Origin of the sequence: Staphylococcus sp. FSL K6-3157, assembly GCF_038005145.1 — a bacterium.
GTDB classification, from domain to species: domain Bacteria; phylum Bacillota; class Bacilli; order Staphylococcales; family Staphylococcaceae; genus Staphylococcus; species Staphylococcus equorum.
The window spans coordinates 1,980,769-1,993,787 of the sequence record NZ_JBBOSM010000001.1 but is presented as its reverse complement, the minus strand read 5'-3'; the positions used below and the strand labels follow the sequence as shown (position 1 = coordinate 1,993,787).

At 32.7% G+C, this 13,019-nt stretch carries 11 protein-coding genes; 6 read left to right on the top strand and 5 right to left on the bottom strand.

Annotation, left to right across the window (positions count from 1 at the left end):
- Positions 1–41: 41 nt before the first annotated feature.
- Complete coding sequence (kapB, locus tag MHB47_RS09505) at positions 42–422, bottom strand: sporulation phosphorelay system protein KapB (protein WP_340756360.1); 381 nt, start codon at positions 420–422, stop codon at positions 42–44.
- A gap of 67 nt (positions 423–489) precedes the next feature.
- On the opposite strand from kapB, the gene MHB47_RS09500 reads away from it, so the two are divergent.
- From MHB47_RS09500 to MHB47_RS09480, 5 genes are all read left to right on the top strand, one after another.
- Complete coding sequence (locus tag MHB47_RS09500; RefSeq protein ID WP_021339466.1) at positions 490–1,092, top strand: peptidylprolyl isomerase; 603 nt, start codon at positions 490–492, stop codon at positions 1,090–1,092.
- 390 nt (positions 1,093–1,482) lie between these two features.
- Positions 1,483–1,884 (top strand): S1 domain-containing post-transcriptional regulator Ygs, encoded by a 402-nt coding sequence (gene ygs / locus MHB47_RS09495; protein ID WP_002508137.1) that lies wholly within the window; start codon positions 1,483–1,485, stop codon positions 1,882–1,884.
- A gap of 169 nt (positions 1,885–2,053) precedes the next feature.
- Positions 2,054–3,187, top strand: a complete 1,134-nt coding sequence (locus MHB47_RS09490; protein ID WP_056935412.1) for an NADH-dependent flavin oxidoreductase — start codon at positions 2,054–2,056, stop codon at positions 3,185–3,187.
- Between the two features lie 579 nt (positions 3,188–3,766).
- Entirely contained in the window at positions 3,767–4,957 is a 1,191-nt protein-coding gene (locus tag MHB47_RS09485; RefSeq protein ID WP_002508135.1) for an ornithine--oxo-acid transaminase, read from the top strand.
- A 110-nt stretch (positions 4,958–5,067) separates the two neighbouring features.
- Entirely contained in the window at positions 5,068–6,312 is a 1,245-nt protein-coding gene (locus MHB47_RS09480; protein ID WP_002508134.1) for a Glu/Leu/Phe/Val family dehydrogenase, read from the top strand.
- A gap of 456 nt (positions 6,313–6,768) precedes the next feature.
- Here the strand turns inward: MHB47_RS09480 and MHB47_RS09475 are convergent, their stop codons facing one another.
- The 4 genes from MHB47_RS09475 to MHB47_RS09460 form a co-directional block, all read right to left on the bottom strand.
- Entirely contained in the window at positions 6,769–7,149 is a 381-nt protein-coding gene (locus MHB47_RS09475; protein ID WP_021339469.1) for a YbaN family protein, read from the bottom strand.
- Positions 7,150–7,280: 131 nt separating this feature from the next.
- Complete coding sequence (locus MHB47_RS09470) at positions 7,281–8,270, bottom strand: glycerophosphodiester phosphodiesterase (protein WP_002512228.1); 990 nt, start codon at positions 8,268–8,270, stop codon at positions 7,281–7,283.
- Between the two features lie 355 nt (positions 8,271–8,625).
- Positions 8,626–9,999 (bottom strand): argininosuccinate lyase, encoded by a 1,374-nt coding sequence (gene argH, locus MHB47_RS09465; protein ID WP_340757310.1) that lies wholly within the window; start codon positions 9,997–9,999, stop codon positions 8,626–8,628.
- Positions 9,989–11,194, bottom strand: a complete 1,206-nt coding sequence (locus MHB47_RS09460; protein ID WP_002512230.1) for an argininosuccinate synthase — start codon at positions 11,192–11,194, stop codon at positions 9,989–9,991. Before MHB47_RS09460 ends, argH begins: the two co-directional genes overlap by 11 nt.
- A 342-nt stretch (positions 11,195–11,536) precedes the next feature.
- On the opposite strand from MHB47_RS09460, the gene MHB47_RS09455 reads away from it, so the two are divergent.
- On the top strand, positions 11,537–12,868 hold the full coding sequence (locus tag MHB47_RS09455; protein WP_340756354.1) for a glucose-6-phosphate isomerase: 1,332 nt from the start codon (positions 11,537–11,539) through the stop codon (positions 12,866–12,868).
- The last annotated feature ends 151 nt before the right edge of the window (positions 12,869–13,019 follow it).

Here is a 13,019-nt window from a genome sequence, read left to right as displayed (position 1 = left end):
TGATTTAAATGTTTATTTAAATAAGAAGAAACGCAGTATTTTTATTCAAAATTTTGTTTATATTGAATTGCGTAATCCTTCTTAAGTTGCTGTAAATTCTCGAGTGATTTTTTTGCATGTAACGTATCCTGATCTTTTAATTTAAGTTCCAGTTTAGTGATTGCTTGTTGTAGTGATTGTTCATAAGGTAATTCGTCTTCTGTGAATAATTTAAGATGCGATTTAGTTGTATAGCGCTTTTCAAAATGACTTAACGCTTTACGCTCATGAAAAAATACATTTTCAGTTTCAGTTGGGCTATGTAAATCACCTTGTTTTGGGTGTTTGATAACTTGTTCCACTTGTACTAAGACTTGATTTTCATCTTCTTCCTTTATTATGACACCGTAACTTCCAGTTTTATGTGCAAAACGATATAACATAATTCAATACATCCCTTCATTTGTGTTAGAATACATATATCATCTTAACATGAAATGGAGAATAAAAATGACGAACTATCCTCAGTTAAATTCAGAAATAAACGGTAACGAAATTAAAATGGTATTACACACAAATAAAGGAGATATGACATTTAAATTATTACCTGACGTGGCACCGAAAACAGTGGAAAACTTTGTAACACATGCTAAAAATGGTTATTACAATGGTGTGACTTTCCACCGTGTAATTAATGACTTCATGGTACAAGGCGGAGACCCAACAGCAAGTGGCATGGGTGGCGAAAGTATTTATGGTGGCGCATTCGAAGATGAGTTCTCACTTGAAGCATTTAATTTATATGGTGCTTTATCGATGGCAAACTCTGGTCCAAATACAAATGGATCTCAATTCTTCATTGTCCAAATGACAGAAGTACCTGAATCAATGCTAAGTCAATTAGCAGATGGTGGTTGGCCAGAACCGATTGTTAAAGCATACGGTGAAAATGGTGGTACACCTTGGTTAGATCAAAAACATACAGTTTTTGGTCAATTAATAGATGGGAAAGCAACGTTAGAAGACATTGCAAATACAAAAGTAGGCCCTCAAGATAAACCAGTACATGATATTACAATTGATTCAATTGATATCGAAGAAAACCAAAAGTAAGCGAGTAAGAAATGATATTTTTGCAATTATAAGTAGAATTTAAAATATAATATATAAAACAGGTTCAATCGAACACCCAATTTAGTAATTTTATGTTGAGTGTGAAGTTGAGCCTATTTTTTATTGAAACTACTTTACAAGTTAACAATGTAATTAAACGTATTGAAAATAGGTAGACACATTTTTATGTATGCATTTTTTATAGTCTAGCAATTTTAAGCGTTAAATGAGAGTAGATACTTGCTATACATAGAAGGTTCACGTTTTTATTTTGTTGAATTATTGTATGGAATATATAAAATGTGAAATTTTTCTATTAAATGTTAGTACCAAGTTATAATTTATGCTATTATAATAGTGTTAAGTAAAACGAAATAAGGGGTTATCACGTTGAATAATCACTATACAGTAGGTCAACATATCAAAGTTCGTGTGACTGGTATTCAACCGTATGGCGCTTTTGTAGAAACCCCGGACAATGCTGAAGGATTAATCCACATATCCGAAATTATGGATGATTACGTCCATAATTTGAAAAAGTTTTTATCAGAAGGACAAATTGTAAGAGCGAAAGTGATTTCAATTGATGATGAAGGTAAACTGAATCTTTCTTTAAAAGATAATGACTATTTTAAAAATTATGAACGTAAGAAGGAAAAGCAATCAGTATTAGATGAAATTAAAGAAACCGAAAAATATGGGTTTCAAACAATTAAAGAACGCTTGCCGGTTTGGATTAAACAGTCCAAAAACGCTATTAAAGATGAAAAAACATCTTTAACAAGATACTGACATTTCGATAAGAAATGTCAGTATTTTTTATTGTGAAGAAGATATAATTAAAAATTACATGCGTGAGCATATTTATTTATCTTTATAGTTTAGGTAGTTAGAATTAACAAGCACTCAAATAGTGTGGAAAAAAAGCGATATGGTATTTTACTTAGGAGGAATAATTGTAATGGATAAAAAATTTCAACCATTATTTGAAAAGCTCACATTACCTAATAAAGTTGTATTAGAAAATAGATTTGTCTTAGCTCCGCTAACACACGTATCTTCTAATGATGATGGGTCGATTTCAAATGAAGAAGTAGTATATATGGAACAACGTTCAAAAGATGTGGGATTAGCTATTTCTGCTGCTAGTAATGTAACAGATTTAGGTAAAGCATTTCCTGGACAACCTTCTGTAGCACATGATTCAAATTTAGAAGGGTTGAAACGATTAGCTGAGGCAATGAAGAAAAATGGGTCTAAAGCTGTCGTTCAAATCCATCATGGTGGTGCCCAGGCATTACCTAATTTAACTCCTAATGGAGATGTAGCTGCACCGAGTCCAATTTCATTAAAAAGTTTTGGAGAACAAGAAGAACATCATGCACGTGAAATCACTGTTGAAGAAATAGAACAAACAATTAAAGCGTTTGGTGAAGCGACACGAAGAGTGATTGAAGCTGGTTTTGATGGCGTAGAAATTCATGGTGCTAACCACTATTTAATCCATCAATTTGTCTCACCTTATTACAACCGTCGTAATGATGAATGGGGCGAAGATCCTTATAAATTCGCAAATGCAGTTGTTGATGAAGTGACAGAAACAGTTAAACGTCACGGGAATAAAGATTTTATCGTTGGATATAGATTTTCACCTGAAGAAGCAGAAACACCGGGTATAAGCATGGAAATTACAGAAACGTTAGTAAAACATTTAATTGAAAAACCATTAGACTATTTACACGTTTCATTGATGGATATACATTCAAAAACGCGTGAAGGACAATATAAAGGTCAAGAACGTATTAAATTGTTATTACAATGGATTAATGGTCGTATGCCACTAGTTGGTATTGGTTCAATATTTACTGCGGAACAAGCAATTGAAGCAATTGAATCAACAAATGTAGAACTTGTAGCTTTAGGTAGAGAAATCTTATTAGATCACAATTTTGTTAGTAAAATTAAAAACGGTGAAGAAGATCAAATTATTTCTCATTTTGATCCAAATAGAAAAGACAAGCATCATCTACCACCAAAATTATGGGAACAGTTTAATAAAGGTTTCTACCCACTTCCAAGAACAGATAATAAATAGTATATAGAACATCAAGTAGTGTATTATCACAATTTTCCAAAGATATTGTGATAGATATGCTACTTTTTTTATTTATAGATAAAAGTAAAATATTAGCAGCTTATAGATGAAATAAAGCGAAAAATTCGGAAAAATAATTTAAAAATAACAATTATTATTATGGCTTCATCAAACTAGTAGATATTGGGCAAGGTATTATTCATTAGTAATTATATATAATTACGAGTAAATAACAGTGTATATTTATTAATTTATCCACTGTTATAATGCATGAAGTTATGATTGAATATACAATTTTATGTAAAAATAATAAACGATATTTTATTTTTTAAATCAGACAAAATTATCTTGTATAAACATAGGTAATTATGTCATTATATATGTAAGGGCTTACATATAAATCGAGTAGTTTAAAGATATGTTTAAAGCTTGATTTTTGTTGATGTATCAGCTTATAAGTCGCATGAAATGAGTAGTTTTAGAAAATGGTTTCAGTTGAACTCTAAATACGTTATGCTATGAACAAGTATCGTTTTAGAGTTTAAAAAGACTCTTAAATATTTTCAAAGGGGAGATATCATGTCAAGATCAAAAGAAATCATAGAAGTAACAAATCATTATGGAGCACAAAACTATGTGCCACTTCCAATCGTTATATCGGAAGCAGAAGGTGTTTGGGTTAAAGATCCCGAAGGTAACAAATATATGGATATGCTATCTGCGTATTCAGCTGTAAACCAAGGTCACAGACATCCAAAGATTATTCAAGCATTGAAAGACCAGGCAGATAAAGTTACTTTAGTGTCTCGTGCATTCCATAGTGATAACCTAGGCGAATGGTATGAAAAAATTTGTAAACTTTCAGGTAAAGAAAAAGCATTGCCAATGAACACAGGTGCTGAAGCGGTTGAAACTGCGTTAAAAGCTGCACGTCGTTGGGCTTACGATGTTAAAAATATAGAACCAGATAAAGCAGAAGTAATTGCATTCAATGGTAACTTCCATGGTCGTACTATGGCGCCAGTATCGTTATCATCAGAACCTGAATATCAACGTGGATATGGTCCATTATTAGAAGGATTTAATAAAGTTGATTTTGGAGATATTGAAGCTGTTAAAGGCGCAATCAACGAAAATACTGCTGCAATTTTAATTGAACCAATCCAAGGGGAAGCTGGAATCAATGTTCCACCAGAAGGTTACTTAAAAGCAATTAGAGAATTATGTGACGAACATAATGTCTTATTTATTGCCGATGAAATCCAAGCTGGTTTAGGTCGTTCAGGTAAATTGTTTGCTACAGACTGGGATGACGTTAAACCAGACGTATACATTTTAGGTAAAGCATTAGGCGGCGGCGTATTACCAATTTCAGTCGTATTAGCAGACGAAGAAGTATTAGGTGTGTTTTCACCTGGGTCTCACGGTTCTACATTTGGTGGTAATCCATTAGCTTGTGCAGTTTCAAATGCTGCATTAGATGTTATTATCGACGAAGATTTACCAGGACGTTCATTAGAATTAGGAAATTATTTCAAATCTGAACTAGAAAAAATAGATCACCCTGCAATTAAAGAAGTTCGTGGTCGCGGTTTATTTATCGGAATTGAATTAAATGAAGATGCGAGACCTTATTGTGAAGCATTAAAAGAAAAAGGGTTATTATGTAAAGAAACTCATGACACTGTGATCCGTTTTGCTCCACCACTTATTATTTCAAAAGAAGAATTAGACTTTGCATTAGACAAAGTAAGAAGCGTTTTCGAGTAAATTTATAGTTAAAAAATATAAGTTTTGAAAACTCTTTAAAAAGCGAAATGTTATGTTACAATTATCATGAAAGCGAAATCATTAGTTACGAAAAAGAGGCGAAATGAATCATGACTGAGAATAATAATTTAGTTACTTCTACGCAACAAATTATTAAAGAAGCATTGCATAAACTGGGATTTGACGATGGTATGTATGATTTAGTAAAGGAACCTTTAAGATTCCTTGAAGTTCGAATTCCTGTCCGTATGGATGATGGTACTGTTAAAACATTTACTGGTTATCGTGCACAGCATAATGATGCTGTTGGACCAACAAAAGGTGGAGTTCGTTTCCATCCAGATGTTGATGAAGAAGAAGTTAAGGCCTTATCAATGTGGATGACATTGAAATGTGGCATAGTGGATTTACCGTACGGCGGAGGTAAAGGTGGAATCATTTGTGATCCAAGACAAATGAGCATTCATGAAGTAGAACGTCTATCTCGTGGGTATGTGCGCTCAATTTCTCAATTCGTTGGACCAACTAAAGATATTCCAGCACCAGACGTATTTACAAACTCTCAAATTATGGCGTGGATGATGGATGAATATAGTTCATTAGACAAATTCAATTCACCAGGTTTCATTACTGGTAAACCAATTGTTTTAGGCGGTTCACAAGGCCGTGATCGTTCAACAGCTTTAGGTGTAGTAATTGCCATTGAGCAAGCTGCAAAAAGAAGAGGGCTAGACTTAAAAGGTGCACGTATGGTAATTCAAGGTTTCGGTAACGCAGGTAGTTTCTTAGCGAAATTCTTGTACGACATGGGTGCAAAAATTGTTGGTATTTCAGACGCTTATGGTGCATTACATGACCCAGAAGGTTTAGATATTGACTATCTGTTAGACAGAAGAGATAGTTTCGGAACAGTAACAAATTTATTTGAAGAAACAATTTCAAATAAAGAATTGTTCGAACTTGATTGTGATGTGCTGATTCCGGCAGCAATTACAAATCAAATTACTGAAGATAATGCAGCAGATATTAAAGCTGATATCGTGGTTGAGGCTGCTAATGGCCCAACTACACCAGCAGCAACACGTATCTTAACTGAACGTGGCATTCTACTTGTTCCTGATGTATTAGCAAGTGCTGGTGGCGTAACTGTTTCATACTTCGAATGGGTACAAAATAATCAAGGTTATTATTGGACAGAAGAAGAAGTAAACACTAAATTACGTGAAAAACTTATAACTGCTTTTGATACAATTTATGAATTATCACAAAATAGAAAAATTGATATGCGTTTAGCTGCGTTTATCGTTGGTATTAAACGTACTGCAGAGGCAGCTCGTTATCGTGGTTGGGCATAAAACGTAAAATAGAGTATAAATGGTTTAAATAGTTATTAATTTAGATAAAATAGAAAGTACCCACTATTAATTTTTAATAGTGGGTACTTTCTATTTATTACGAGTTCATTTTTTAGGAGAAACTTCCTTTGTGTTTTATCTTAAAAATGAGTTGAACTATAAATTAGTATGATAAATTCATTTAATGATTATTCAAAAATGGCAGTTCATTAGGCCAAATTCTGTAGGGATAGTACGAGCCGAAGAATACAGGAAGAGGCTGTGCCCGTGGAAAGTGTGCATAAAAAAATGTCAACAAAGTCACAGAATTTGTTGACACTCTAAAAAGTTAGTTTGAAAACTAACTTTTTAAGTAAATGCGTTTAATAAATTTAATAGTTAATCCATATATATCCAGTAATGGGATGATTATTAAAAAATAATACTTTCCTCAACACTATTATTTTTACCAGCAAACTATTTTTTATCATAAAAATTAGCTGGTAATGTTTTTACAAAAGTAAATAAAACTATCGTCTGCAACGTTACCATGATTAATAAACCCAATCTTATATAAGGATGATCTATCATGAAAATTGAAAAGCCGATAACTATATAAAGACTTAACAAAAGTTTGAACTTATCCTTCAATGTATAGCCTTTGTTTTCTTTAAAGCTCTCAACATAATTCACATAAACCTTTGTTTGTACTAACCATTTTTCAAATTTATCAGAGCTTTTAGAAAAACAAAGTACTGCAACTAATAAAAATGGCGTAGTTGGTAACAAAGGTAATAAAACACCAGCAAAACCAATGACTGTAAATAACACACCAATAATAATTAAAAAATATTTCAAAAAAACACTCCTATTGATAGCTATTATCAATAATAAACTAATTCATCACTATAGTAAATAACATAACATTTTACAGGATAGTTTTTATTTTGGTTGTTAATTTAGACATTTGTTGTAGGTAATGGAAATTCTTATTTTGCTTGTGTTTCATTTTCATTAATTACTTGTTTGTATAAATCTGGATAATTCGTAAAGACGCCATTTACGCCATATTCATTGAGTCGTTGCATGTCTGCTTTTTCATTAACAGTAAACGGATGAACTAAGAGACCTGCTTTTTTGAGATTATGCACATTTTGTTTTGTTAAATCTGTATGTTCAGGTCCTACGCCGACTGCATACTGTTTGATCGCATTAAAGTCTTGTTGTGTCATACTAGGTAATTCACCCTTATCTAATAAGCGTACAAGCGGTATGTTAGGGTTAAGGTTTTGTAGCTTTAATAAACTTTCTTGTGAAAAGGATTGAAGCATAACATGTCCATTTTCAAGCGAATCACTATTTAATAAATTGTGTTTATTTAATGTATCTAGAAGTTTTTCTTCCATGCCAGGATAAACATCGGGCGATTTTGTTTCAATATAATAATTGGCACCTGAACCATAGCGTTGGAAAATTTCATCTAATGTCGGTACTTGGACACCTTCATAGTTTGAATTTGCATATTGAGGATTTTCCGCATTAAATTTACTTCCTGCATCTAATTGTTTCAGTTCTTCAAGTGTATATTGATCGACTCTACCTGTACCATTCGTTGTTCTATCAACAGTTTCATCGTGCATTGCGACGAGGTGACCATCTTTAGTCATTTGTAAATCAATTTCTATATATGATGCGCCTATGGCATTGTGACTCTTGTCGTAAGCCGCTAGGGTATGCTCTGGTGCATAGCCACTTGCGCCTCTGTGAGCGATTGTTGTGAATTTTTCACCTGTTAAATTATGTAATTCGTTCTGCTTATTATTTATACCGTTTGAATGAGCGCTTTGTTGTGAATGAGAAGCGTTCTGATTTTCCATCTGACTGCCTTTACCACTTGCGTGAATCTCTGGAGATGCACCGAGACTCAATAATGATGTTACTGCAATACTTGAAATGATAAATTTACTGACGTGTTTCATAATGTTGTCACTCCTTAATCTGAACTGTAATTTCATAGTACAAAATAAAATCAGAAATAAGAATAGGATTTACAACATATTTATTCAAACTAAATAATGTTAAACATATAATTACAATTTATATCAAAAAATTACAAATAAAAGAACGACACTATACCTTGAATGGCTAATACAAGCTGTTTTCTCAAGAGTTGTGGCTATTTGAAGATATATTAACTAGCAATACTGTCATTGCGTCACAGGGTGCTATATATGTCTTTATAATTTAGGATGATTTATTAAGGCGTTATGATTATATATGTAACAAAAAGAACTGGAAGACCGCTTTTTTAAGCACGTTTTCCAGTTCTTTTTGCTAAAGTTGTTGCTTTATTATATTGATTTGTTGTTTTACTGCTTCTTGTCCCGTTGAACCATAACTGATTCTACGACTTACACAGTTTTCAGGTTTTAAGTAATCATAAATGTCCGCTTCGATACTAGCATGCGCGTTTTGATATTCTTCTAATGGAACGTCTAGTAAATAAACGTTATGTTGTATAGACCAAAGCACAATTTTACCAACGATCTCATGTGCATTTCTAAATGGCACACCTTTGTTGACTAAGTAATCTGCAAGTTCTGTTGCATTTGAAAAATCATTGTAGACTGTTTCTTGTAAGTGATCCACATTCACAGTCATTGTATCGACCATGCCTTCGAAGATACGTAGAGAACCTTTAAGTGTATGCACAGCATCAAAGAGTCCTTCTTTATCTTCTTGCATATCTTTATTGTATGCTAAAGGCAAACCTTTAAGTGTCATAAGCATACTCATAAGATTACCTGTCGTACGTCCAACTTTACCTCTAATTAATTCTGCCATATCAGGATTTTTCTTCTGTGGCATGATAGAAGAACCAGTTGAAAACGCGTCGGATAAAGTTATGAAATTTGCTTCTGCTGATGACCAAAAAATAATTTCTTCAGCAAAACGAGAAAGATGAACCATAGTTAATGAAATGTTGTGTAACGTTTCAACAATGTAATCTCTATCGCTTACAGCGTCCATGCTATTTTCATAAAGTGCGCTAAAGTTTAATAAAGATTGTGTTTCATGACGATCAATTGGATAAGTAGTACCACTTAATGCAGCTGCACCAAGAGGGGAGATGTCAATACGCTTTAAGCTATCTTGGAAACGTGATTTATCTCTTTCTAACATCCAATAATACGTCAATATATGATGTGCAAACGATATTGGTTGTGCTCTTTGTAAATGCGTATAACCAGGCATAATTGTATCAACATGTGCTTCAGCAACTTTTACAATAGTTTGTTGGAAAGCAGTGATAGATTCAATTAAGTAGTTAACTTCTTCTTTTGTATATAAATGCATATCAGTAGCGACTTGATCATTTCTACTACGTCCAGTGTGTAATCTGCCACCAGCATCACCGATACGTTTAATTAATTCATGTTCAATATTTAAGTGAATATCTTCTAAAGAAACGTCTAAGTTTAAATTACCTTGTTCATAATCAGCTAAAATAGCGTTTAAGCCATCTATAATTTGTTCGCAGTCTGAATCAGAAATAATACCTTGTTTGGCTAACATCGTTGCGTGAGCAATACTACCTTGGACATCGTATTCGATTAATGCTTTGTCAAAGTGGATAGAAGCATTGAATTCATCGACCCATGCTTCTGGTTGTTCACTAAATCTACCACCCCAAGCTTTACTGCTCATCGTTATATCCGCCATGTAACATAGAATTCACTTTAGTAGGTAGGCCAAAGATATCGATGAAACCAACTGCTGATTCTTGATTAAACGCGTCTTCTTTTGTATAAGTAGCTAATTTTTCATTATATAGTGTATGTGGCGATTTTCTGCCATTAACGATTGCATTACCTTTGTATAATTTAATACGTACATCACCTGTAACATATTGTTGCGTACTATCGACGAATACTTTTAAGCTATCTGTTAATGGAGAGAACCATAAGCCATTATAAATTTGTTCTGAGAATTGTTTTTCGATTACTGGTTTGAAATGTGCTACATCTTTTGTAAGGGTAATTGTTTCAAGTGCTTTGTGCGCTTTTACAATTACTTCAGCTGCAGGTGTTTCATAGACTTCTCTTGATTTAATACCTACAAGTCTATTTTCTACATGGTCAATTCTACCAATACCATGTTTACCAGCTAATTTATTTAAATATAAAATGAGCTCACTTAATTTATATGATTGACCGTCTAAAGCAGTAGGGATACCTTGCTCAAATGAAAGTACAATTTCATCTGATTCGTCAGGTGTATTTTCTATTGGATTAGTTAAGTCATATGCATCTTCTGGTGGTGTGGCATATGGATCTTCGAGAATACCACATTCGTTACTTCTACCCCATAAGTTTTGGTCTATTGAATAAGGTGAATCGTGTTGAATCGGTACTGGGATATTATGTTTAATTGCATAATCTATTTCTTCTTCACGACTCCAAGCCCATTCTCTAACTGGAGCAAATACTTTTAGTTCTGGATCCAAAGCTTTAATTGCTACTTCAAAACGAACTTGGTCATTACCTTTACCAGTACAACCGTGTGCAATACCAACTGAATTTGTTTTGCTAGCAATTTCAACTAATTTTTTTGAAATTAAAGGTCTTGATAATGCAGATACTAATGGATAAGTACCTTCATACATTAAATTACCTTTAATTGCATATGATACGAAATCTTGACTGAATTCTTCAGTAGCATCAATAATGTGACATTCACTTGCCCCCATATCTAATGCTTTTTGATGAACGATGTCTAAATCCTTACCTTCACCTACGTCTAAACAACAAGCTACAATGTCGTAACCTTTATCTAATAACCATTTTACTGCAACACTTGTGTCTAAACCGCCTGAATATGCTAATACTATTTTCTCTTTCATAATTTCCACCTCTAATTGATATTTTTAAAATTTGTTTTTTTATTTGATATTGAATAGTATAGCAGATGTTTATTGAAAATAAAACCACTTTTATACATAAATATGCAAAAATATTCGGATAGGCTTATTCGTTAAAGGAAGTATTTATGTTACGAATATTGGAATAGTGTTGATTAAAGGGTTATATCTATATGTATATAATAATGAATAAAAAAAGTGATACGCTAAAAATAATTAGCAAAATTGTCATAATTTATGACTGATTATAGGCTAGTTGTTTGAATAGTCAAAATAAACTTAGTAATATTATACTGAAACTAAAAACACTGGAGGCAATATCAAATGACTCATATTCAATTAGATTATGGTAAAACTTTAGAATTTTTTGGAGAACACGAACTACAACAACAAAAAGATATCGTTAAATCAATTCATAAAACAATTCATGAAGGGACAGGCGCTGGTAGTGATTTCTTAGGTTGGATAGACCTTCCTGTTGATTATGATAAAGAAGAGTTTTCACGTATTTTAGAAGCTTCTAAACGTGTTAAAGAAAATACAGATGTATTTGTAGTAATTGGTATCGGCGGTTCATATTTAGGTGCACGTGCAGCTATTGAAATGTTAACTTCTTCATTTAGAAATAGTGATGAATATCCAGAAATCGTCTTTGTAGGTAATCATTTATCTTCAACATATACACAAGAGCTAATTGATTATTTAGATGGAAAAGATTTCTCAGTCAATGTAATTTCAAAATCTGGTACAACAACTGAACCAGCAGTTGCATTCAGATTGTTTAAACAATTACTTGAAAATAAATATGGCAAAGATGAAGCGAAAAAACGTATTTTTGCAACTACAGATAAAGAAAAAGGTGCATTAAAAGAATTAGCTACAAATGAAGGCTATGAAACATTTGTTGTACCTGACGATATTGGTGGTCGTTATTCAGTATTAACTGCAGTGGGCTTATTACCAATTGCAGTTGCTGGAATTGATATTAAAGCAATGATGGAAGGTGCAGCTAAAGCACGTGAAGAATTGTCATCAGAAAACATAGAAGACAATATTGCTTATCAATATGCAACTATCCGTAACGTTTTATATGCAAAAGGTTATGACACTGAAATGTTAATCAACTACGATCCTTCAATGCAATATTTCAATGAATGGTGGAAACAATTATTTGGCGAATCTGAAGGTAAAGACTTCAAAGGTATTTATCCTTCAAGTGCAAACTATACAACAGATTTACATTCTCTTGGCCAATATGTTCAAGAAGGACGTCGTTTCTTATTTGAAACAGTAGTAAAAGTAAATAATCCAAAACATAACATTACTATAGAAGAAGATAAAGATAATTTAGATGGATTAAATTACTTAGCAGGTAAAACAATAGACGAAGTTAATACAAAAGCTTTTGAAGGTACACTATTAGCGCATACAGATGGTGGCGTTCCAAACATTGTTGTTGATATTCCTCGTTTAGATGAAGAAACATTTGGTTATATCGTTTACTTCTTCGAATTGGCTTGTACAATGAGTGGTTACCAATTAGGTGTGAATCCATTCAACCAACCAGGCGTTGAAGCATACAAACAAAATATGTTTGCTTTACTAGGTAAACCTGGATTTGAAGATAAAAAAGCAGAATTAGAAAAACGTTTATAATATAGAAACACTTGTTTCATTAAAATAGTGATTTAAGAAAAGACTCATTCCAAAGATAAATTTGGAATGAGTCTTTTCTGTATTGATAACGCTAAAGTGAATAATAATTAGCTAAATTTTTTCAAGCACATTACGATTACTAATACCATAA

Coding starts and splice junctions, on each gene's coding strand:
- argH (WP_340757310.1), bottom strand. CDS start 9,999: ATGAGCAGTAAAGCTTGGGGTGGTAGATTTAGTGAACAACCAGAAGCA.
- MHB47_RS09470 (WP_002512228.1), bottom strand. CDS start 8,270: ATGAAACACGTCAGTAAATTTATCATTTCAAGTATTGCAGTAACATCA.
- kapB (WP_340756360.1), bottom strand. CDS start 422: ATGTTATATCGTTTTGCACATAAAACTGGAAGTTACGGTGTCATAATA.
- MHB47_RS09490 (WP_056935412.1), top strand. CDS start 2,054: ATGGATAAAAAATTTCAACCATTATTTGAAAAGCTCACATTACCTAAT.
- MHB47_RS09485 (WP_002508135.1), top strand. CDS start 3,767: ATGTCAAGATCAAAAGAAATCATAGAAGTAACAAATCATTATGGAGCA.
- MHB47_RS09500 (WP_021339466.1), top strand. CDS start 490: ATGACGAACTATCCTCAGTTAAATTCAGAAATAAACGGTAACGAAATT.
- MHB47_RS09480 (WP_002508134.1), top strand. CDS start 5,068: ATGACTGAGAATAATAATTTAGTTACTTCTACGCAACAAATTATTAAA.
- MHB47_RS09455 (WP_340756354.1), top strand. CDS start 11,537: ATGACTCATATTCAATTAGATTATGGTAAAACTTTAGAATTTTTTGGA.
- MHB47_RS09460 (WP_002512230.1), bottom strand. CDS start 11,194: ATGAAAGAGAAAATAGTATTAGCATATTCAGGCGGTTTAGACACAAGT.